Annotated in this window: 18 protein-coding genes; 6 read left to right on the forward strand and 12 right to left on the reverse strand. The window is 43.6% G+C overall.

Annotation, left to right across the window (positions count from 1 at the left end; genetic code table 11):
- Positions 1-90 precede the first annotated feature (90 nt).
- The gene (locus AABW11_RS12180) at positions 91-483 is read right to left on the reverse strand and encodes an endonuclease domain-containing protein (protein WP_340105382.1); all 393 of its coding nucleotides are present in this window, start codon (positions 481-483) and stop codon (positions 91-93) included.
- A gap of 403 nt (positions 484-886) precedes the next feature.
- Between AABW11_RS12180 and AABW11_RS12185 the strand changes: the two genes are divergently transcribed.
- Positions 887-1,498, forward strand: a complete 612-nt coding sequence (locus tag AABW11_RS12185) for a hypothetical protein (RefSeq protein WP_340105383.1) — start codon at positions 887-889, stop codon at positions 1,496-1,498.
- A gap of 113 nt (positions 1,499-1,611) precedes the next feature.
- Here the strand turns inward: AABW11_RS12185 and AABW11_RS12190 are convergent, their stop codons facing one another.
- The 5 genes from AABW11_RS12190 to AABW11_RS12205 form a co-directional block, all read right to left on the reverse strand.
- Positions 1,612-2,949: an amidohydrolase family protein gene (locus tag AABW11_RS12190; RefSeq protein ID WP_340105384.1), complete on the reverse strand. Its 1,338-nt coding sequence runs from the start codon at positions 2,947-2,949 to the stop codon at positions 1,612-1,614.
- Positions 2,950-3,005: 56 nt separating this feature from the next.
- Positions 3,006-5,960 carry an amidohydrolase family protein gene (locus AABW11_RS12195; RefSeq protein WP_340105385.1) on the reverse strand — a complete coding sequence of 985 codons (2,955 nt, stop codon included), beginning with the start codon at positions 5,958-5,960 and terminating at the stop codon, positions 3,006-3,008.
- A gap of 434 nt (positions 5,961-6,394) precedes the next feature.
- Entirely contained in the window at positions 6,395-6,550 is a 156-nt protein-coding gene (locus AABW11_RS20135) for a zinc ribbon domain-containing protein (RefSeq protein ID WP_445263769.1), read from the reverse strand.
- 432 nt (positions 6,551-6,982) lie between these two features.
- Positions 6,983-7,675, reverse strand: coding sequence for a TorF family putative porin (locus AABW11_RS12200; protein WP_340105386.1), 693 nt, complete (start codon positions 7,673-7,675; stop codon positions 6,983-6,985).
- Between the two features lie 118 nt (positions 7,676-7,793).
- Positions 7,794-9,236, reverse strand: a complete 1,443-nt coding sequence (locus AABW11_RS12205) for an ammonium transporter (RefSeq protein ID WP_340105387.1) — start codon at positions 9,234-9,236, stop codon at positions 7,794-7,796.
- A 507-nt stretch (positions 9,237-9,743) separates the two neighbouring features.
- Here AABW11_RS12205 and AABW11_RS12210 point away from each other — a divergent pair.
- The 4 genes from AABW11_RS12210 to AABW11_RS12225 all read left to right on the forward strand — a co-directional run bounded on the left by AABW11_RS12210 (position 9,744) and on the right by AABW11_RS12225 (position 15,207).
- Entirely contained in the window at positions 9,744-10,838 is a 1,095-nt protein-coding gene (locus AABW11_RS12210; RefSeq protein WP_340105388.1) for a site-2 protease family protein, read from the forward strand.
- Between the two features lie 57 nt (positions 10,839-10,895).
- On the forward strand, positions 10,896-11,630 hold the full coding sequence (locus tag AABW11_RS12215; RefSeq protein ID WP_340105389.1) for an ATP-binding cassette domain-containing protein: 735 nt from the start codon (positions 10,896-10,898) through the stop codon (positions 11,628-11,630).
- A gap of 4 nt (positions 11,631-11,634) precedes the next feature.
- Entirely contained in the window at positions 11,635-13,107 is a 1,473-nt protein-coding gene (locus AABW11_RS12220) for an ABC transporter permease/substrate-binding protein (protein WP_445263773.1), read from the forward strand.
- Positions 13,108-14,271: 1,164 nt separating this feature from the next.
- Positions 14,272-15,207: a D-2-hydroxyacid dehydrogenase gene (locus AABW11_RS12225; protein WP_340105391.1), complete on the forward strand. Its 936-nt coding sequence runs from the start codon at positions 14,272-14,274 to the stop codon at positions 15,205-15,207.
- Positions 15,208-15,368: 161 nt separating this feature from the next.
- Here AABW11_RS12225 and mscL read toward each other — a convergent pair whose 3' ends face one another.
- The 3 genes from mscL to AABW11_RS12240 form a co-directional block, all read right to left on the reverse strand.
- A complete protein-coding gene (gene mscL, locus AABW11_RS12230; protein ID WP_340105392.1) occupies positions 15,369-15,773 on the reverse strand; it encodes a large-conductance mechanosensitive channel protein MscL in 405 nt (134 codons plus the stop codon).
- A 121-nt stretch (positions 15,774-15,894) separates the two neighbouring features.
- Complete coding sequence (arsN2, locus tag AABW11_RS12235; protein ID WP_340105393.1) at positions 15,895-16,320, reverse strand: arsenic resistance N-acetyltransferase ArsN2; 426 nt, start codon at positions 16,318-16,320, stop codon at positions 15,895-15,897.
- 271 nt (positions 16,321-16,591) lie between these two features.
- Positions 16,592-17,773 carry a Gfo/Idh/MocA family protein gene (locus AABW11_RS12240; protein WP_340105394.1) on the reverse strand — a complete coding sequence of 394 codons (1,182 nt, stop codon included), beginning with the start codon at positions 17,771-17,773 and terminating at the stop codon, positions 16,592-16,594.
- A 407-nt stretch (positions 17,774-18,180) separates the two neighbouring features.
- Here AABW11_RS12240 and AABW11_RS12245 point away from each other — a divergent pair, with 407 nt between their 5' ends.
- Positions 18,181-18,651 carry a rolling circle replication-associated protein gene (locus AABW11_RS12245; RefSeq protein ID WP_340105395.1) on the forward strand — a complete coding sequence of 157 codons (471 nt, stop codon included), beginning with the start codon at positions 18,181-18,183 and terminating at the stop codon, positions 18,649-18,651.
- Between the two features lie 280 nt (positions 18,652-18,931).
- On the opposite strand, the gene AABW11_RS12250 is transcribed toward AABW11_RS12245, so the two are convergent.
- From AABW11_RS12250 to AABW11_RS12260, 3 genes are read right to left on the reverse strand one after another with little or no spacing between them, the layout of a single operon-like run.
- On the reverse strand, positions 18,932-20,035 hold the full coding sequence (locus AABW11_RS12250) for an MBL fold metallo-hydrolase (RefSeq protein WP_340105396.1): 1,104 nt from the start codon (positions 20,033-20,035) through the stop codon (positions 18,932-18,934).
- Positions 20,035-20,592 (reverse strand): hypothetical protein, encoded by a 558-nt coding sequence (locus tag AABW11_RS12255; protein WP_340105397.1) that lies wholly within the window; start codon positions 20,590-20,592, stop codon positions 20,035-20,037. Before AABW11_RS12255 ends, AABW11_RS12250 begins: the two co-directional genes overlap by 1 nt.
- Positions 20,593-20,595: 3 nt before the next feature.
- Positions 20,596-21,255 carry a hypothetical protein gene (locus AABW11_RS12260; protein ID WP_340105398.1) on the reverse strand — a complete coding sequence of 220 codons (660 nt, stop codon included), beginning with the start codon at positions 21,253-21,255 and terminating at the stop codon, positions 20,596-20,598.
- Between the last annotated feature and the right edge of the window lie 109 nt (positions 21,256-21,364).

The following is a 21,364-nucleotide window of genomic DNA, read 5'->3' on the forward strand; positions in this document are numbered from 1 at the left end:
AGTATGCGGTAACTGATAAATTAATCAGAAACTTTTCATAGAGTTCCCCTCTCACGTGGGAGATGGAACAGGGGGGAGGGCGACATGAGTTCATGAAATAACCATGATGTATTTTCGCAATCTTTTCCTGACAGATCTTAAATCGAATAAAACATCTTTATTGAGGAATCGAATTACATTGTATGAGTACTCTTTAAAATACTGATCTCTTTCCTGATCGTACGCGATTTGTTCAGGTAGGTCATGGTAACCGCCATCGATTTCTACTATTAGTTTTAAACTGTGGCAGTAGAAGTCAGCGACGAAGTTAAATATTGGATGCTGTCGTCTGAATTTTAGATTTTGGAATCTGCGATCTCTCAGTATTTCCCAGACTATTTTTTCTGCGTCTGTCTGTCTCTTTCGTAAATCTCTTGCAAATTTAAATAGTTGCGGGTTTGCGCCTGCATGTAATGGGAAATAAGTTGGCTTGTTTTTCGGCATTGAAACTCTCTTTATTCTTGATCTTATTTTGAGTAATTAAGTGAGAATTGATGAGTAATTCCAGTGCAGTTGACCAGATTTTACCTCACCCTGTCCCCCTCCTTGGAGGAGAGTGGACTTTGGGAATAGTTTATATACACAATATAAATTTCTGTGTAGGAATTACTGGAGAAATACACTTTCAGACCGTCGGGGTGGAGAAGGAACTTTGTAATGGGTTAGTGTTCAAGACCTGATAATTTGTTCAGAAACTATCTATAGAGTTCCCCTCTCACGCGGGAGAGGGGACAGGGGTGAGGGCAAAATATAGATATTGCCGATTTAAGACGAATAAAGTAGATTGATCAGACGTCGGTGTTTTAAATTAAGAGTTTGATCCAAACAAAAGAGGAGGGATCACAATATGGAAGCGAGAGATAAGAAGATCTTGGTACAATCGGTCTGCGCCGTATTAATCATCGTTGTGCTGTTTAATGTGTACAGTGGTATTACGGTTTCAAAGATCGGGATTCCAGGCCTGATCGATATTGAGTTTAATTCCGGAGATAAACCGGGAAGCGAAGAGAAACCTGGCCAGCAGGACAGCCCTACATCAGATGAGCAGGAAAGTGTTGTTGATGATCCTCCAATCATAAAACCGGGTAATACCAGGGATATATCAAATGATGACTATGAATCTTTAGATGAAGATGATGTATACGGAGCCATTCCTCCTGAAATAACAGGTGACACAGTCATCGATTTAAACGGCATGTGGTACGGGGATGACGGGTCAGAATATGAGATATCTCATGATGGGGGCAGCGTCTATTTCACCGAGTACGGCTTGTACGGCGCAACGGCACAGGGATCGGGAGAGTTTCAGGGCAAACGGCTTAACCTTGAGTATGAAACGGTGTTTGGGACATTCGGCACGGCAATTCTTGATGTTTCCGAAAATGGACGGGTGCTCAGCGGCCGTGCAAATGATATAACCTCCGGCTCCGTCACTCAGCTTTACCTGACACGATATTGATTTTTGCTTTTAGATTGTCTGGTTTGCGATCAGATAAATCCTCTCAATAAAAAAAAGCCCGATTCCGTCATTCGGAACCGGGCTTTTATCAATTCAAACAGGAATAATTCAGCTTACTGGCCAATCTGTCGCTCTACTTTTTGACGATATTTTTCATAAAGAGCGCGATGAGCATCGGTCATATCAATTGCCCGCCCCTGGATATAGGCCTGCTCAATTTGAGTGCTGTACTCTACGGGGTTGCCGGTTGTGATCAGCAGTGTGGCGTCCTTGCCTGTTTCAAGTGACCCGACTCGATTATCAATACCGAGGATTTGGGCCGGTGTAAGTGACACAGCTCGGAAGGCTTCATCAAATGTTAGGCCGAATGCTACAGATGCACCCGCATCATTTGCCAACCGGAAAGTGTAAGGAGCACTCGATCCGCCGGCAATGGCATATGTAACGCCTGCAGCCTCAAGCTTGGCCGGGAGCCTGTATTGATCATCATATGCCTCCCAGTCACGGTCTGGTGCATCGAGCACTTCAGTAATAATCACGGGTACATTTTTTTCGACCAGGAACTCCGAAATATAATGGGCATCACGTCCGCCCATAATGATAATCCGGAAGTTTTGATCCTCCGCCCAGGTTATCGCATCCTGGATTTCGCGCATTTCATCTGCTTCAACTACCACAGGTTGTTCACCACTGATCAATGCACCCATCGCTTCCAGGCGGGAGTCATTTTCGAGGCGCGGAGCATTCCCGTTGATGAATGCCTGTTTCGCTTTATGGTACGCTTTGGCTTCGGCTACGAAATCGTGCAGGGCAAGCAGCTCATCGCCGTAATCGTCATCATCGGCAGAGGGCCAGTTGATCATCATACCGGTTCTGGAATCCAGTACCATATCGGCCCACGACCATCCGTCGAGCATCATAGTTGATGACTGTCCGGAGATGATGCCGCCGCCGGGCGTGGTAATCGCAGTGAGAACTCCGTTGGTTCTTGCCGTACCGATATGCCGGCTCTCGGGGTTGAATGCAATTTCAGGCGTAACATTAGGGTTGAAATCACCCGTTTCGTTGATGTCGACCGTCATACCCACGGCGCCAATTTCAAAAATACCCATTCGCGTGTAGGCATCAATCATGCCGGGATAAATCTCTTTGCCGGAAACATCTACCCGTTCAGCTCCCATAGGAATCTGGACGTTTTGGCCAATTGCTGTGATTACGCCGTCTTCAAATACAATGGTGCCATTTTCGATAACGCCGTTGGAAACAGTATAAATGGTTCCGCCGGTAAGTGCGATTGGCTGACTTTGCGGCGGTGCAGGTGTCTGAGCGTTGGCAGATACAGTCATTATAAGGACGGTGATAAACGTCAACAGGGTGCCGGCAATTAGCATTGGCACCAGCCTGACGGACTGATCCGTATGAACGGCTGAGATTGAGTTTGCGTGGTTCATAGGGTTTGGGTTTTTGGTTATAAATTCGTTTGAACCTGCTTGATTTAGATGAGTCATTAGTCTGCCTCCAGCATAAATTGAATGAGCTTTGCGCGCTCTTCGTGAATTCGTTGCCGGAGCTGCGCGTCTGTTTCCAGATCGAAGTATTTGCGGCCATCAATCCAGGTCTGCTCAGCTTTTGTTTGGGTTGAAAGCGGGTCGTCGCTCCAGATTACAAAATCTGCGTGTTTGCCTGGTTCCAACGATCCTACGTATTCATCAAGCCCCAGAACTTTAGCTGTGTTGATGGTAACCAGCGCAAGCGCGTCTTCGGGTTCCATACCGGCATGTACCATCTTGGCAGCTTCCCAGTTCATGCGGGAAGCAATCTGACTGTTGTCTGAGTGGAGTGAGGTCAGGACGCCCGCCTCAGTTAGCAGCCTTGCATTAAAAATAGTGCCGTCGTAGGCTTCAATTTTAAACGATGACCAGTCTGACCAAACGGCAGCTCCCGCTCCGTGCTCAGCCAGTTCGGGCGCAACTTTATACGCTTCAACTGCATGATGGAAAGCCTTAATTTTAAAATCAAATGATTCTGCAAGCCGCATCAGTGCAAGGATTTCATCTTGCCTGTAGCTGTGAGACTGTACCAGGATATCGCCATTTAGAATATCAACGATAGCTTCCATTCGTAGGTCTCGTCTTGGGGGGATTCCTTTACCTGATTCATTCCATTCATTCCATCGGGCTTCATAATCGCGGGCCTGTGAGAATCGGTCTGCTATAATGTGCTGTGTTCCCATCCGGGTTTCAGGGTAGCGATCGCTTCCTACTCGCTTGGGATTTTCACCCAGTGCAAACTTGACAGTACGCGGTGCATTTTCAAAATTCAGATCATGAGAGAGCGCTCCCCATCGTAATTTGATAGGTGCATTCTGCCCACCAATCGGGTTGGCCGAACCATGCATCACGTGGGTAGTAGTGAGCCCGCCGGCGAGCTGCCGATACATCCAGATGTTGTTAATATTCAGTACATCGGTGATCCTCACTTCAGGGACAATGGCGTTACCAACTTCGTTGACGGCATCTGTTCCGGAGTGAATGTGCGGATCAATAAGGCCGGGCGTAACGTGTTTGCCCTCGGCATCAATGATGGTGGCTCGTCGCGGGGCGTTTAAATTCTGCCCAACTTCTGCAACTTCACCGTCGCGCATCAGGATATCTGCGTTTTCAAGAATTCCCTGTTCTCCCATTGTCCAGATCGTTGCATTTCTAACTAATAATGAAGACGGCTGCTCAGGAATAGATTCCAGTCCGTACTCCATCGCTGGCCGGATGTCGGCAAGTTCCAATGTTCGGTCGGGAAATGAGACTGCTTCGGGAGCTTCTGTGTCAGCTGTTGATGATCTGGTTGCGGTCCATACAACGCGCTGGCCTTCAGGCAGCACGGCCCAGCCGCTAAGCTCATCACCGGATAGCGATGCTGTGACCCTCGTGGCCCCATCCATATCGTCGCCGGAAAGCGAAAATCCGAACCGGCCTGACAGGTCGTGAAAAGAGAGGGACGAAAATTCAACCTCTTCGTTATTAATCATCATGGAGCCTTCTGGGCTGCCAGGCGTACCGGAAATGGTGAAATCACCGTTCAGCATTGAATTTGGTGAAGTCGCTGTCCATTCGCCCCGAACATCGGTGGCGGCTGCCGGGTTTACACGGTAAAGCTGACCATCAACCCAAACATCAGTGATTGAGCTTTCATGCTCAAACAGATCGCCGTTGCTAATAATAAAGCTGGCGGCTTTTCCTTCCTCAAGTGTTCCATGAGTACTGCCGATTCCCAGCAGATTGGCAGGATTTACTGTCAGGGCGGCAAGAGCGGTTTCAGAATCAAGGCCCGCATGAACGGCTTTACGGATATTTGGGAGTACGTTTTTGAAATCCTCCATGCCGCTGGTGGTCAGGGAGAATTCAATTCCGGCTTCAGCAACCCGGGCTGGGTTTTCTGGTGCGAGATACCAGTGGCGAAGGTCTGCGAGATCCTCGTCCATTGCGTCTTCGGGCGTATCGACATCCGGTTTTTCGGGAAATTCGAGCGGTAAAATCATTGGTATATCGTATTCGGAGATATAGTCAAGAATACGGTATTCATGACCGCTGCCCCGAATCCATGGTGTAATACTAAATTCTTCTGAAAACCGTATACTTCTGATGACTTCTTCGTCACTTTCTGCGGCAAAAAGAAGCGGTTGGTTTCCGCGTGCTGCATCCACGAGGGCTTCCAGGGCGGCGTTAGATTCAGGCCGCTGCAGCCCCCGGGGGCTGGATTCGTAGGCGCTGTGTGCGCGACCATACCAATCAGCATCAAGGAGTGTCTGCCGGATAAAAGAAATTGCGCCCATGTCGGATGTGGGATAGCCATAGCCAAGGGCCCAGCTACGGGTCAGGTCAACTGCCTGGGCAACGTTGGGGCGAACGACACGCTCTGAAACCTGACCCTCACCAAGACTCATTATAGCTGTTTCCCCCTTGAAGATGCCCAGGGGCGGCACTGACAATGCTGCCGTGAATCCCTGGTTCCGGAGGGCTTCGCTGCCATCATTTTCGAGTTCGTACTCGCCGGTAGCAGATAAATGAGCTCTGAGCTGTACGTTCCAGGAAAGATTTCCCCGGTCGAGCTCTTCGCGTGGATCTTGCTGACCGATTTCAGTATAGGGATCGATGAAACCCGGTGTAAAGGTATGGCCGGTCATGTCCCAGATGCGGGCGTCAGCAGGCGGATTAACACGGCGGCCAACAGATTCGATAACTCCGTCTCGAATAACAAGTGTTGCATTTTCCAGGACTTCTCCTGGAGCAACAATAATTGTAGCGTTCGTAAAAGCGTGAACGGTTGGGGGATTCTCATCCATGCCCAGTGTGGGTGCCGTTGTTTGTGCTATTGCGCCAAGTGGCAGAAGCATGATGGCGCTGAGCAAAATGAGCAGTTTTTGAAAGAGCAGATCTAAAGAGAATCGGCTGTGTCTGTTTTTCATGTTCAATTGATTTAAATCAGGGATTTACAAGTGGAGTTGAGATGAAAATATAACTTCTGAAGAGATTTAAACATTCGGTATGATGATTATTTTTGCCTTGTGGCGCGTCTATTTTTATAAATAAACTGAGTTCAATTTAAAAAAATGGCAAAAAAAACAGTCCAAAATGGGCGTCATCTCGCACGTGATGCGTGATCTACTGTCCTTAACAAAGGCAGGAGATACCACGCCGAGGCGTGGCATGACATAAATGACGACGAATTAACTTAACTAACGCCTATTTTGGACTGTTTTTGTTGATATCCAATAAATTATTGAATCGAACTCAGGTAATTTGATCTATTTAATGAAAATAGGATAAGATAATCACGGGTAAAGCTAAAATTTGTAAATAGGTGAGGTCTTTTGTGATGGCACGATTTTCAAGTATAGAGTCAGAGTAAGACCCAGGAGAGTGTCAGCAGTATTAAAATCCAAACGCTGACTTTAAACCAGACAGACTGTTTTGGGAATTCATATCCGCAAATGGGGCACTGTTCAGAATCTGCATCAACGTCCACGGCACATCCGGGGCACTTAATTTTTTTCATGTTATATTAAAATGTATAATTTGCTTTTAAAAACGCTGATAACAAAATAATAGGTTATACGTAGGAAAGTGAAACTAAAAAAAATTAGGTATTATGGCAGGACAATGATCAGGTGGTAATGTAATCGCGGCGCTGTGCAGTTTTTTTATTCCCGGCCTGGGGTAGCTGCTCCAGGGAAGGCTTCTTATGGCAATCATAATGTTTGTTGCCGCTGGCGCTCTTTGGATCGTTTTACTGGGATGGGTTATTCACCTATGGTCGATACTTGATGCTGCAAAATTTAAGGCTTAGGCTGCATCTAAAAGAATAAAAGCTGTAGTCATTAAAGAGGGCAGGGCACCGGTTTACCAAAATAGTCAACCTGCTGATTTGGGGTCACCGGTGCCTGCCCAGTTTTTTCTAAGTGGATAGATTATAAACGCGCAGGTCCGTTTATAATGTGATTCCCGCAACTATGTAAAATTGCTCAGAGTCTGGGTTGTATATTACGGCACCGTTTAAGGGCAAACTGAACGAGTCAGTAATGACAATATCTTTGCTGGTTCCGATACCCAGGTTAACCAGCGCAAAGTCGCCGTCAGTTGAATGCCATCCGTCACCGGCACCTATAAACAAGTCGGCTGCGCCAGCAGAGTAACCCGCTTCAAAATACATATCCTCACCGAGTGAACCGGCAGACGTTGCTTCGTTAAAGATGTAATTACCGGCAAGTGACAGGTCGCCGATTGAATATCCGAGATTAAGCTCTAAAGCGTGACTGTCTTCTTCACCATATGGTGAGCCAGGGTAGTAATAATCTGTCAACCCAAGACTCAGGCCAAAATCGAAGCTATAGGAGGTGTAGAGGTCCATTTCCTGGAATCCGGGTGAGCCGGCATTGCCGTCAATTCCCTGTGAGCCCCAGGCGCCGATGGCAAATCCGCCCGCTGTAAATTCAACGGATGGCTGGATGGACGGGCCCGAATAAGCAATGCCTCTGAAAACATACGTGCTATAGAGGTCTACGCCGGTCGAGAGTTCCTGGGCTTTGGCATCATCCGGTTTTAAAAAGGCCATTAGTATGATGGCGAAAGCAGCGATTCCGGTAATCTTAACTATTTGTGGTATTGATATATTTGTTTTCATAGTGGTATTTAAAAATGGTTAATGATAGTTGGGTGAGTGATTCGAGTAACCAAAGGAGCACCATATCTTCAGTCTTAGGTGCTCTTTTTTGGGTTGATAGTTTGTTGTTCAATCTGGATTAAGCGGTAAACTGACCCAGTTCTGATGTTTTAACTGGTGAAAAGTCAGGATACGCCTGGTTACCGTGCTCGGAAATATCTAGACCATCGGACTCTACTTCAGGTGTTACCCGTACGCCGGCAATCGCCTTAATGGCGCCAAATACAGCAAGTGAGAAAACAAATGTGACACTCAGAATGGCGGTTGTACCAAGCAGCTGAACGAGAAAGCTGGCTGGCGTAAAGATACCAACCGCGAGTGTTCCCCAGACTCCGCAAACGCCATGTACTGATATAGCGCCTACCGGGTCATCAATTTTAAGTTTGTCGAACATCAGGATAGCAAAAACGACGATCACACCGGCAGTAGCACCGACCATAACAGCTCCGGTAAGAGAAATGACGTCGGCTCCGGCAGTAATACCCACAAGCCCGGCCAGGATTCCGTTAAGTGCCATAGGTGCGTCGAGGCTTTTCATCACAACTTGCGTGGTGACCATGGATGCAAGGGCACCGGCACATGCAGCAAGCGCTGTTGTTACAAACACATAGGATACACCTGTAGGATCAGCGCTCAAAACAGAACCGCCGTTAAAACCAAACCATCCAATAAAAAGCAGAAAAACACCTACGGTGGCCAGCGGAATGTTATGTGCGGGGATGGCATATGTTTTCCCATCTTTGTATTTACCGGTCCGTGCACCAAGCAAGAGCACACACGCAAGGCCCGCTGCCCCGCCAACGCCATGAACAAGCGTTGAGCCTGCAAAATCATAGAAACCAAGCGAATCTAACCATCCTCCGCCCCACACCCAGCTTCCTGTCATGGGATAGCAGAGCCCGACAAGCAGAACGCCAAAAATCATAAATGAGGAGAGTTTAATTCGTCCTGTAACGCAACCTGAAACAATCGTAGCAGCAGTTGCGGCAAACATCGCCTGGAAAATAAAATCAGACCAAATTGTCATATCCATTCCGTAGGCAGTTGTGAGCATTCCCACTGGATTAGATTCATCAAAACCAACGCCAAACCCTCCAAAGCCAAGGATTCCGTTAAAATCTCCCGGATACATAATTTGAAAGCCTACCAATGCATAGAGCAGAATACCCGAGCAGAGGATGAAGACATTTTTATAGATCACATTCACCGAGTTCTTCGACTGTGTGAGCCCGCTCTCGAGCGATGCAAAGCCAAGATGCATCAACAATACAAGGAAAGCTGCTACCAGTATCCAAAGGTTGTCTATCATAAATTTAACGTAGCCGGGTGAAGCCTGGAACTCTTCCATGGTCGTGAATTCCTGAATATCAGCAGCAGCAGTTGTTGTTGCAGCTTCTGTGTCTGCAACGGTTACTGTTTCAACAGCTTCAGAGACAGGTTCAGGGTGATCGCCGATCGCAACATATCCCACGCCCACGAAGAGAGTTAAAAGTAATAAGGTTGATTTAATGTATTTATTCATTGTAGAAAAGATTAATTGTGGTTGACTCGCTTAAAGTTCAATGGTGGATGGCGTATTGTCAAAATATTTTAAGTCAAAATTTGAAATATGGGTAATATATTAATCTAAATTAGAAAAGCGCTTTTATCTTGTATTGTGTTTCACGTCAAGCGCTTAAATAGAATTTCAGGAATAAAAATTTTTTTTCTTGTATCGAATTTTGAGAGTGAAACCGCTGAATAGCTATACACTTGTTCATAAATTGAGGGTAATGTGTGACAGGTCTTGTATTGTTTAGGTTAGTTATTAAAACGAATGAATTTAATTAGAAAGAATCCTGTGTAATGTAGCTCATTGTTTTCGGGTTATGCTCGATGACGACGAGTATGGCACATAACATTTAAAACCGGGTTGATCAGGCAAGTATTGGTTCCCGGATTTTTCAGAAGGGGTTTAATTCCGTAAATTATAAAAGGCTGTTAAGGCAACTGAACCAAATATCATTTTTAAATCAAAAGATAGAGATAGATGAGTGCATCACTGGGGATAGGACGATTTGCGGGTATTAAAGTTCAAATACACTGGACCTTTTGGCTTCTCTTTGTATTTGTAGGAGTTATGGTTATTTCCAACAACGGAAGCCTCAATGATGTGCTATGGCATTTTCTGTTTGTATTTGCGCTTTTCTTTTGCGTGATACTCCATGAGTTCGGGCACGCACTTACGGCTAAACGATTTGGTGTTGGAACCCGAAGTATCACACTTTTACCAATAGGCGGGCTGGCCAGCCTCAAAGAGATGCCGGACAATCCCAAACAGGAGTTTTTGATAGCAATTGCAGGGCCGCTTGTAAATATTATAATAGCACTGCTTCTTTATCCGTTTGCCTCGCTTGAAACGTATATGGGGCAAGACCCCGAAGTCTTACAGGAGCAGCTGTCAACTATAAATGCTAATAACTTCCTGTTTTACCTGTTTTTTGTGAATATAGCTCTTGTTCTGTTTAATATGCTGCCGGCTTTCCCGATGGATGGCGGACGGGTATTCAGGGCCATATTGTCGATGAAACTGGGACGTATCCGGGCAACGGGTGTTGCTGCTTCGGTTGGTAAATTTTTGGCATTTCTGTTTTTTATTTTCGGTCTGTTCTACAGTGTTATTTTGGCTGTAATTGCCGTGTTTATCTATTTTGGTGCACATTCAGAAAACATAACGGTTCAGCAACTGGGCCTGCTGGAAGGGAATAAGGTCAGAGATGCAATGATTACAAAGTTTTCAATTCTTGAACCGGACTCTACATTATCAGATGCGGTTGATAAAATACTTGATACAACAGAGCAAAATTTCATAGTCGCCTCAAATGGTGATATTAAAGGTATTTTGTATATGGATAATCTTGCCCGCGCATTAAAACAGGGGGGTAAAGATATTCCCGTTAAAGAAGTAATGGACACCTCTTTTGAAACACTTGAGGCCGATAAGCCTCTAAAAGACGGATATCGAAATATTCAGCGGGGCGGTAAAAATTTCTTCCCGGTCTTAGAAAATGGAGATATCGTTGGCGTGGTGGATATGAATAATATCAACGAATTTCTGACACTCCGGGCCGAATATGATTATTGACCGCACATCTGAACCACATCTACAGCAATCCTGGCCCCATTCACTCCGGAATGACAGATGATCTCTGTTCAGAACATTTCGAAAACGTACGACGAGCAGGTATTAAAGAGTGTTAGTCTTGATATCCCGCAGGGAAAAACGGTATCGCTAATTGGTCCGAGTGGCTGCGGTAAATCCACACTGCTTCGCATTATCATGGGGTTGATCAATGCCGATTCGGGCGATATTCAGATTAATGGCCAAAAACTCACGCCGCAAAACATGCTCAATCTTCGCCGGCAGATGGGGTATGTCATTCAATCAGGCGGACTCTTTCCGCACCTGACCGCACGCGAAAACCTTACGCTTGTAACCGGGTACCTTGGCTGGGATAAAAACAAAGAGGTTCAACGCATTGAAGAACTTTGTGAATTAACAAGTATGTCGGTTTCAGATCTGAACCGGAAGCCTGATGGCTTATCAGGAGGCCAGGCTCAGCGAATCAGCCTGATGAGGGCGCTGATGCTCGATCCAGAGATTATTCTGCTTGACGAACCGCTGGGTTCCATCGATCCGCTGGTACGATACGAGCTGCAGCGCGATCTGAAATCCATCTTCAAAAAGCTGAAGAAAACCGTGTTGCTGGTCACCCATGATTTAGGAGAGGCAGCTTACCTGGGTGACCAAATCGCGTTGATGAAATCCGGTGACATTATTCAGACGGGATCCATTAATGGCATCATTAATAATCCTGCAGATGCTTTTGTCAAAAAATTCGTGAATGCTCAGCGAAGCCCGCTGGAGGATGTTTAAAATGATGAGATTCACGGAATGGCTGACAGTCCTGATTTTTGCAGTTACTTTTTCAATCGGATCTGCTATGGCGCAAGAGAAGGAGTCGGTTCATATCGGCACAAAAGCATTTACGGAATCGGTTTTGCTGGGAGAGTTGGTTACACAGTCTATCCATGCGGACGGCCGGGATACGGAACTCATCAAACAGCTGGGTGGTACACAAATTTTGTGGAATGCGCTGGTTGATGGCGAAATTGATGTCTACCCGGAGTACACGGGGACTATTACCGAAGAAATACTGGCCGGCCGGGGGATTGAATCAATCGCTGAACTCGACAGCGCGCTGGCCGGCTACAACATACAAATGACGCGACCGCTCGGGTTTAACAACACGTACGCCATTGGTATGAAGGAGCAGGTAGCCGATGAGCTGGACATTGAAACAATTTCTGATCTGCGCGATCATCCGGATCTCAGGTACGGATTTAGCAATGAATTTATGGATAGGTCTGACGGCTGGCCCGGTCTACGGCAGGCGGCCCGGTTATCGCCGGAAAGCGTACGTGGTCTTGATCACGATCTGGCATATCGAGGTCTTGATTCAGGAAACATCCAGGTGATTGACCTCTACTCAACCGATCCTGAAATTGAGTATTACGATTTGAGAGTGCTCGAGGATGACATCAACTACTTTCCGGAATACGAAGCATTGTTTATATACCGCAGCGATCTGAATGAATCGGTCATTCGATCGATAAAGCGGTTTGAAGGGGCTATTTCACGAGACAAGATGGTGCGCATGAATGCGGCCGTCAAAATTGACCGGGAATCGGACGCGGCTGTCGCCTCCCGGTTTCTCTCGGAAACATTTGGTATTGAGTCTGATGTCTACGAGGAAGGACTTTGGGACAGGCTGTTGCGTCACACGATCGATCATCTTTATCTGGTAGGCATCTCTCTTGGCCTTGCCATTCTCTTTGCAATTCCACTGGGCGTACTTGCTGTTAAGATAAAAGTAATCGAAACGTCGCTGCTTGGAGCTGTCGGAATCCTTCAAACCATTCCTTCGCTAGCACTTCTTGTATTTATGATTCCTCTGTTTGGGATTGGGGCTTTTCCGGCCATCGCCGCGCTGTTTCTATACAGCCTACTGCCAATAGTTCGAAATACCCATTCCGGGATCAAATCTATATCAGGACCGCTGACGGAATCCGCCCGTGCGCTCGGACTTCCTAATAGATTTATTTTACGCCGGATTGAGCTTCCTCTTGCTGTGCCGTCAATTTTGGCTGGCGTCAAAACGTCGGCGGTCATCAACGTGGGAACCGCAACGCTTGGAGCACTCATTGGGGCCGGAGGTTATGGTCAGCCGATCCTGACCGGCATCCGACTCGACAGTGTCCCGCTGATTCTCGAAGGAGCCGTTCCTGCCGCGGTTCTTGCGCTTCTTGTTCAGGGATTTTTTGATTTGATTGAGAAGTGGATAAGCAAGTGAGGAGTTGAAAATGATTAATTCATCCCGAGCCACTAATCTTGCCCAAAAAAGGGGCAACACTATTTTAGAGGTGACAGACAGTTTCTTTGCTGATCATAACTGATAAAAAATGTCTAAGCATCTAGTCCATTCGGCCTTGATTGGTGGATGAGTGGCATGATTTGCATCAAAGCGCGGGAGAAATCGCAACATCGGCTCCCACCGGGAGTCATTGATGTTGTGTAATCACGCGGGCAAAGCATGCCCGGAAGCAATCATAGCCTAGAGTTTTTTGATACTTTTGACGGTTCAAAAGTATGGGGAGTAAACGTCATGTTTAAAATCTGTCACTGGTAACAACTAATTTTCCCCAAAAAAAAGCAACACCATTTAGAAAATGTCAGGATTAGGTTTCCATTGGCCGTATATCGTGTATTTCGTGTATGGAAAAGTGTTCGGCGTACCGGGTAATTACTAATTTCAAAAGTACGTTCCCAGACCCTGAGTAATACATGGATTAGATCTTTCATAACCCCGTCGACTGAATTCATTTCTTCTGTAGAATCAACCGCCTCGGGGTGCTTGGGACGTATGCCTTCTCTTATCCCGCACTGCGCGCCGAAGACCCACGGCGTTTGTACGAGGCTACGAAGCTGTCGCCCCTATCGGGACTTATTTGTTACGCTCAAGCGCGTAACCGTTTATAAATTTTCAAATGTTTAGATTTGTGCTCAAAGAAATAACATCGTTGTCTAAAGCCTAAAGCAACACTTTTTAAAATCTTTCACTGGTAGACATTGAGAAATAGCTGATTAAGGTAGAAGTCAAAAAAAATATGTTGCCCTATCGAATGACACAAATGATTGGTTATTCGTACTTATTGATCCAACTGTCTTGAGGAGACTGTATGAGAAGCTGTACATCGGATATTTTTATGTGCCCACAAACTTTCCGGTAGAACCAATTTTTAGGAATGTGATGGTTTACTTTTGCAGATAGTTCTATTTACCGAAAGACGGCGTTTTATTCAGAAAAACTGTTTTTTTATTAAAACAGTGTAGTGTGGAAAAAAAAATTCAATAAATTCATATTCTATTACAGGCCTTATTTTTAGCCGAGAATCATTTATCATAATGAAATCGTCCATCTAATTCTCAAATCAACAAATTCCCAAATAATCCAGCTATGAATATTGTATTTCTTGATGCCAGCACTGTTGGAGACGTTCCAAATCTTAATTCATTAAAAGAGCTTGGTGATGTCACGTTTTATGATGTTACCTCTGCTGAAGAAACTGCAGAGCGCATATCTAAAGCTGAAGTCGTTATTACAAATAAAGTGGTAATGACACGGGAACTGATGCAAAACGCTGAAAATCTAAAGCTCATCTGTATCGCAGCCACCGGAATGAACAATGTGGACCGTGAAGCGGCGGCTGACCTGGGTATCGAAGTTAAAAATGTAGCGGGATATGCATCGGTCAGCGTGGCTCAAACCACGTTTGCCATGATTTTACATCTGCTGCAGGACATTCAATCTTACGACGCGTATGTGAAAAGCAAAGAGTACTCCAAGAGCCCGATTTTCACAAATATGGATCAGAACTATCACGAAATAAGCGGGATGAGACTCGGTATCATCGGGTTGGGAAATATTGGTAAGAAAGTGGCTGACATTGCAGAAGCGTTTGGGGCCGAGGTTGTCTATTACTCCACATCAGGCAAAAATACCGATCAGCCCTACACCTTGCTTGAGCTGGATGATCTGCTGACTACGTCAGATATTGTATCGATTCACGCGCCGCTGAATGAAAATACCGAGAACCTGATCGGCGCCGAACAGCTTCGCCTGATGAAATCGTCGGCGTTGCTCATAAATACGGGACGCGGCGGAATCGTGAACGAGGCAGATCTTGCCCGTGAACTGGATAAAGAAAGCATTGCCGGCGCCGCGCTCGACGTCTTTGAAAATGAACCTATCAAGGCGGATAACCCACTTCTGGGCATAGACAAAAAAGATAGGCTCGTGCTGACGCCCCACATCGCATGGGCCAGCGTGGAAGCCCGAACAGAGCTAATTGAAGGGGTGAAGAAAAATATCGAGGAATTTGTTAATAATTGAGTCTTCCTGATAACCGATAGACTGATGACTGAAGACCGGGGACCGGAGACAGAGGACCAAACCTTGATAAATGATTATCAGTTTGATCTCAATCTCCCCTATTCTTTAAGATTAATTTTGAGGTGTTATTTCTGTAAATAAACACTAAAAACTCAAAATTTTCAACTCTTCTCCTTCAGCAGATCACGGATTTCTGTGAGTAGCTTCTCCTGGGGAGGAATGGCTGCAACAGGCGCAGGTTTTACCTCTTCTTTCACTTTTGTTTTTTCGTAAGCTCTGATGACCAGGAAAATGGAGAATGCTATAATCAGGAAGTTAATAACGGTTTGGATAAACATTCCGTAGTTGATTGTTACGGCGGCTGTTTCTCCAACAGCTTCCTGCAGGACAATTCTTAACTCAGAAAAATCGACACCACCAATTAAAATCCCGATGGGCGGCATGATGATGTCGTTTACGAAGGATGTGACTATCCGCCCGAATGCGGCTCCAATCACTACCGCAACGGCAAGATCAACCACGTTGCCCTTCATGGCAAACTTTTTAAAATCTTCTTTTATGCTCATAGAGAACTCAATTGTTTTAAAATGATTCGTGAGGAATATATACCAAAAGGGAAGTATTGCAAAGCATTCCGGGAAGAAGTAAGAGAAAAAATGTTATTCAAAATGTAGAGCAGGCGGGATTCTAAGGCAAGATATCCTTTGTCATGAGCACGGCAGAATCAGGGCAGAGATCTCTGAACTGGGTTGATTGCCAGATTGCTTCCGGTGCGATTGAACGGTTGGCTGTTTCGTATTCCAGTGTTTCGAAAAAATCTGCAGCGGTGTCAGTCAGCAGCCAGAGTGAGTGAATTTCCATTTCAGCAGCCATCTTTTCCGTATGTCGCACAAGTTTCCGGCCCAATCCTTTGCCCCGGTGTGTGGGCGTCACTGCAAGCGACCTGAGCAGGCCGATGGTGCTATATTTTTCAATCCCTACAACACCGGTGAGTTGATCGTTAGATCGCTCTGTAAAAAACAGAACAGATTCATTATTGGTGAGATCCTTAACTGGGAGATCACATGACGTTAAAAGAGAATCGATTTCAGGAGTGAATGTGGTTTGTTTCATAAGATTTAGGGCAAATACAGCGGGCGATTAATACCAGCCCGGCGATGGACGTGAGGGGTGTGTAGGTAAGCTAAAATTCAAAGGTCACCGCAGGAAAGTTGATCGTTTGAATCCACCTAATGGGTAAAGATTATAATCACGATAACTTTAATAGATTAGATGGCTTACAGGCTATAAATTATATAACGGATAAAAGATTTAAAAAAGCAGGCCATCAGTTTGAAGACCGAAATTACTTTGGAAATCTTGAGTTTATTAAGATGATTTTAAATCACGACCAGTCAAACTCAATTTTTTGGCCTTTCTCGGCAGACTCATAAATAGCCATCAATATTTTAGTATCCCGCAGGCCCATTTCTCCGGGTACTTGGCTTTCCTTACCATTTATGACACAATCAGCGAAGGCGTCCATCTGTAACTTTTGTTGACCTACATTGGGGACATTTATTACACCATTATGGGTCTTCGCCTCGATTCCCCCATACCCATAAGAGGGTTCTATATGGCAAAATCCTTGGGTGGTATTAGCATGGTGATAATTATATGATTGGGCATAGCTGCTCTCACCTGTTGCTTTTTGGCCTCCCGGAAATTCAAGGGTCCATCTGATCGTCTCCTCAACCTCATCAAATAACTCGGGTTTGGTTTTCTCAGGGGTTTCTGCAATTACCGAAAGAGGAAGTTTGCCCATGGTATACATTGCAGCCTGAACTGCATAAACACCGACATCCATTAAAGGGCCACCTCCGGCTAATTCTTTATCTATGCGCCAGCGGTTGGGATCTGTAAGCCTAAAGGCGAACCCACTATTCATATCTGTTACGGGACCATAAATCTCATCCTGCCCAATATGCATGATTTCTTGATGATGCGGTTCAAAATGGAGCCTGTACCCAATGGATAGCTTTACCCCGGCTTTATTGCAGGCGTCCACCATAGCCCGGGCATCTGCCACCGAAGTGGCCATAGGTTTTTCACAAATAACATGCTTTCCCGCTTCTGCTGCACGAATGGTATATTCTGCGTGCATGGAATTGGGAAGAACGACATAAATAATGTCGATATCGTCATTATCTGCGATCTGGTCGTAAGAGTTGTAATTATAGATATTAGCGTCTGGAATATTATATTCACGACCGTATTGTTCTTCTTTAGAAGGTGTGCCGGTAACCAATCCTGACAGTTTGCAGAATTTAGTATTCTGTAACGCCGGAGCCAGCTGTCCCATCGCGTAACTACCAAGCCCTACCAGGGCAATGCCCAGTTTTTCACTATCGGGGAGATCTTCTCTTTTCTCCCACTGCTGATAGTAATACGGATGATTGTTGCTGTCTACCCTATATGCTCCTGCAAGACCTGGTAAGACAAACGCCCCTCCAATTCCGATTGAGAGATGTTTTAAGAATTCTTTTCTGGAATACCCCTTGCTGTTCATCTCATCATCTTTACTCATCCGATAACTCCTTTATTTAATTAAGATAATTCGTAAATGTAGTAAATACTTATGATTAGAATCCGCAAAATCAATTTACATGATTTTTCGAATCCTTAATTTGCCGTTTGTCTGTAAAACTGCAAAGGAAATGACGCTCCACTTTCGTAAGCTTCGTATTCAAAAATTACAACATATTTCGTTAGACCTTGCAACCTGAGTTCAATTTAAAAAATGGCAAAAACAGTCCAAAATGGGCGACATCTAACAATTTCCCGCGGGGGATGCGTGATCTACTGTTCTTAACAAAGGCAGGAGATGCCTCACCGAGGCGTGGCATGACATAAGTGATGACGAATTAACTTAACTAACGCCCATTTTGGACTGTTTTTGTTGATATCCAATAAATTTAAGAATCGAACTCAGGTTTGGAGTTTCAAAAAAGGGGTGCTCCACATTATCATATGATTCTTTACTTACCAAAGCTATATAAAATTGACTATCTAAGAAAATGGTTTTCTAAAAATTGGTATGAAGTAGCACAACGATTTTGGGATCTTAAAATCGAGAATCACCTAAAAGCAGGTGTTAGTTGTGATCAAGTAAATAATCTTCGCTTAGCAGGTGCATATCTTTCGAAGTACCTGGCAAAGGATGAAGGTGATACACCCGAAAACCAGGGTAGATATTGGGGATGTTCTCGAAATTGGGGAGAAGTGGTATTAAATTGTGCCGAATTAACCGGCAATCAGCTTATTCATTTCAGAAGGTTAGTAAAACGGTTTTTAAAAGGTAATCGTAGAATGCAAAAAATGTCTATACGGCCTTCTAATTTGGTCGTTTTTGGTCATTGGAGCTTTTTTACGCAAGCTATTGATTGGGTTAAACAAGTGCATTAAATAACATTGCGTAAAATAGGACTGTATATATAAAAAGGGAGTGCAGTTAGCTGCACTCCCTTTTTGCATTTAAAGACAAAAAATAAAAGTCGTTATTAACATCTTATATAGTTAGATGAAAGGAGTTAATTAAAGCCTGGGTAAGTGGTTGTGGCAAGGCGTGGGCTTGTTTGTAGTCCCATATCTCACTGTTCGCAGAAAGTAATTTGTTTTGTAAGTTAACAGTCAATTTTTATTCAAATTAGTACCTTCTAAAAGTTGTAATAACAATTTTAAAAAACTAACTAGCTAGAGATATCTCGAAAGCTTCTCCAATATGTTGAGATTTCCATTCAGCATTTTTTGCGGTAATGTCAATTGTATGTGATACTATTCCAAGGCTCTTTCTTAATTCTTTCACAGTAGGGTTGAATCTCAAAATCGCTTTAGTAATCTGTGAATCCCGCTTCTTAGGTCTATTGAATTTCTTTGGTGAGGATGTAAGGTGTAGGCTCTTTGTAAGATTATGATACTTATGAAGCATGTCCTGCTTAGGCAGAGAAGACTTAGAATATGGGGTAATACTAGCTATAGGATCTTTCTCTAATAGTTTATCCCAAATTTCTTGATGAAATCCATTTTCAGAGCCATGGTGTGGAATTTTGAAGTAGGTAGATTTATTTGCTCCATTAACTATATTTGAGTACCTCGTTATGTTTAACCATCCATATAGATCATTATCTTTTACTTCTAAGTCAGCTCCGAGCAAAACATTGTGGTACCCAATTTCTATGAGCAATACTACAGATTTATCATTGGGAGAAAGTAATGGAGTTCTTATATCAGATTTAGATGCTTGATCTATTAATCCTGAAAGTTCGATTTCGTAATCCTCATTAACTTTTTCAGATGGGGATAAAGCACTGATAGCTATTCTTTGAGATTTGTAGACATCCGAATATAAAATTTGATCATAAGATGCTCTCCATCTTCTTGCTTTATTACTTAAAGAATCAAGGCATTTTACGAAGTCACTTGTAGTGGAATTCTCAAACCTCTCCTTGTTTTCGCTATCGAGAGTAACAAAATCGTAGAACTTCTTTTTATTATTTGCTCTAGCAAATACAAAATCTGCATCCTGGCATTTCTCAACGATTTGTGGCATCCCATTTATATGGTCTTTATGCCAATGCGTGCAAATTATTCTCTTAACTCTAGAGAAATCGATATTGTTTTCTTCCAAAAATAAAAGGGGAAGTGCTTTTCCTGTTTTCTTATCTACGCAACTATCAATAACAATAAAGTCTCTATTGCCTAGGTGAATAACGATACTTTCTCCATATCCACCACCTTGAGATATAATATTTACTGAGCAAATGTCTAAATCAAATGAGTTGATTTTCATCAGTTTGCTTCGGGCGCTTTTAAATATTCAGCGACTTTAGAATTTACTTTATTTACTAAACTTAAATCCCACTTGATAACCTTTTGAAATCGAATCCTGGAAGATTTTTCTATCTGTCCTAAATATTCTTTTCTTCCAATACTCCAATAAAAGATTTTGCCAATTTCGAGTGATTCACGTTCATTTTCAGATATATCAAAGATTGAAAATTCTGCAAATTCGTCAGCGCCACCATTTGTTAAATCTATTAGTCTAGCTTCAAAACTTTCATCTTTTACTTTTGTTACATGTCCTTTCCATTTTTGGATAGATTCGAATACTGATAAATTTTTGTAGGATTGTCCACTTTTAGTGAATAAGTCTTTCTCAGAAGTAGACTCATTTTCAGAATGAGTTTGAGTGTCATCGATCGTAGTGTCTTTTTCTTCGTAGTCAGTAATTTTTTCACTATAAATATTGTGAGTGGCTTCTTCTGAAGTATAATCCTCTCCTGTTTGTATTGATTCATTTAGAGTATCTTCTTCTACACTTAAAATCTCGAGAGTCTTTGAATCCATAGTTTAAGTAATATCTAAGTTGGTTAGAAAAAAATTAAATTTTTTATTCGCTTCATCTTGTGCTTCAAACCAAAAATTATTGAGCAAATTAATAAATTCTTTGGATGATTGGTCAGCTACACCAACTCTTTCGAAATGGTTATTTATTCTGAACTCCACACCGAGTTTCTCAATTAGTCTCGAAGGTTGAACTCTGATCCTGACTTTACCTTTATGACCATCACTTCTTTCTTCTTGAACCATTTCTATCCGTTCCATTTTAGGATTACTAATTATATTAGCCCAATTTTCAAAAGGCGCAAGTTTTCTTCCAATGTCTAGATAATCATTTTCACTTACAGTGAAATGGTATGTAAAATTAACTCCAAGAAAATTTAATTCATTTCCCTCAACTGCAGTAATTAATGATAAAACTATATCTTTTATTATCTCATGATGAGAATCACTTACAGTTCCAAATACTAAGCGGTCTGGTCTAATTTCTAATTTGCCCCATTCTGCAATATCAAAACTAGTTATTTTTGGTGATATGACGTGGATTTTAGCATTATCTGCTTCAGTTTTACTCAATAAGCCGTGATTCAATAACCACTGTGGTGTGAATAGTGTGGTTGGCATATTACCGACTACCACTAAAGAAAATTCCGTTGCTTTTTTTTGCAAGGGCTTTGTAATTAAGATTAGCCTTAGATTATTCGATTTATAAATTTATTATAACCAAATCCACTCAAAGTTCAATTTTATTTATAGTAAAAACCTTATTGAGTCTCAT

The organism is Rhodohalobacter sp. 8-1 (assembly GCF_038150125.1).
In the GTDB taxonomy this organism is placed as follows: Bacteria; Bacteroidota; Rhodothermia; order Balneolales; family Balneolaceae; genus SW132.

Excerpts from the sequence above, each read along its gene's own strand:
- AABW11_RS12180 (WP_340105382.1), bottom strand. The coding sequence starts at position 483 with ATGCCGAAAAACAAGCCAACTTATTTCCCATTACATGCAGGCGCAAAC.
- AABW11_RS12185 (WP_340105383.1), top strand. The coding sequence starts at position 887 with ATGGAAGCGAGAGATAAGAAGATCTTGGTACAATCGGTCTGCGCCGTA.
- AABW11_RS12190 (WP_340105384.1), bottom strand. The coding sequence starts at position 2,949 with ATGAACCACGCAAACTCAATCTCAGCCGTTCATACGGATCAGTCCGTC.
- AABW11_RS12195 (WP_340105385.1), bottom strand. The coding sequence starts at position 5,960 with ATGAAAAACAGACACAGCCGATTCTCTTTAGATCTGCTCTTTCAAAAA.
- AABW11_RS20135 (WP_445263769.1), bottom strand. The coding sequence starts at position 6,550 with ATGAAAAAAATTAAGTGCCCCGGATGTGCCGTGGACGTTGATGCAGAT.
- AABW11_RS12200 (WP_340105386.1), bottom strand. The coding sequence starts at position 7,675 with ATGAAAACAAATATATCAATACCACAAATAGTTAAGATTACCGGAATC.
- AABW11_RS12205 (WP_340105387.1), bottom strand. The coding sequence starts at position 9,236 with ATGAATAAATACATTAAATCAACCTTATTACTTTTAACTCTCTTCGTG.
- AABW11_RS12210 (WP_340105388.1), top strand. The coding sequence starts at position 9,744 with ATGAGTGCATCACTGGGGATAGGACGATTTGCGGGTATTAAAGTTCAA.
- AABW11_RS12215 (WP_340105389.1), top strand. The coding sequence starts at position 10,896 with ATGATCTCTGTTCAGAACATTTCGAAAACGTACGACGAGCAGGTATTA.
- AABW11_RS12220 (WP_445263773.1), top strand. The coding sequence starts at position 11,635 with ATGAGATTCACGGAATGGCTGACAGTCCTGATTTTTGCAGTTACTTTT.
- AABW11_RS12225 (WP_340105391.1), top strand. The coding sequence starts at position 14,272 with ATGAATATTGTATTTCTTGATGCCAGCACTGTTGGAGACGTTCCAAAT.
- mscL (WP_340105392.1), bottom strand. The coding sequence starts at position 15,773 with ATGAGCATAAAAGAAGATTTTAAAAAGTTTGCCATGAAGGGCAACGTG.
- arsN2 (WP_340105393.1), bottom strand. The coding sequence starts at position 16,320 with ATGAAACAAACCACATTCACTCCTGAAATCGATTCTCTTTTAACGTCA.
- AABW11_RS12240 (WP_340105394.1), bottom strand. The coding sequence starts at position 17,773 with ATGAGTAAAGATGATGAGATGAACAGCAAGGGGTATTCCAGAAAAGAA.
- AABW11_RS12250 (WP_340105396.1), bottom strand. The coding sequence starts at position 20,035 with ATGAAAATCAACTCATTTGATTTAGACATTTGCTCAGTAAATATTATA.
- AABW11_RS12255 (WP_340105397.1), bottom strand. The coding sequence starts at position 20,592 with ATGGATTCAAAGACTCTCGAGATTTTAAGTGTAGAAGAAGATACTCTA.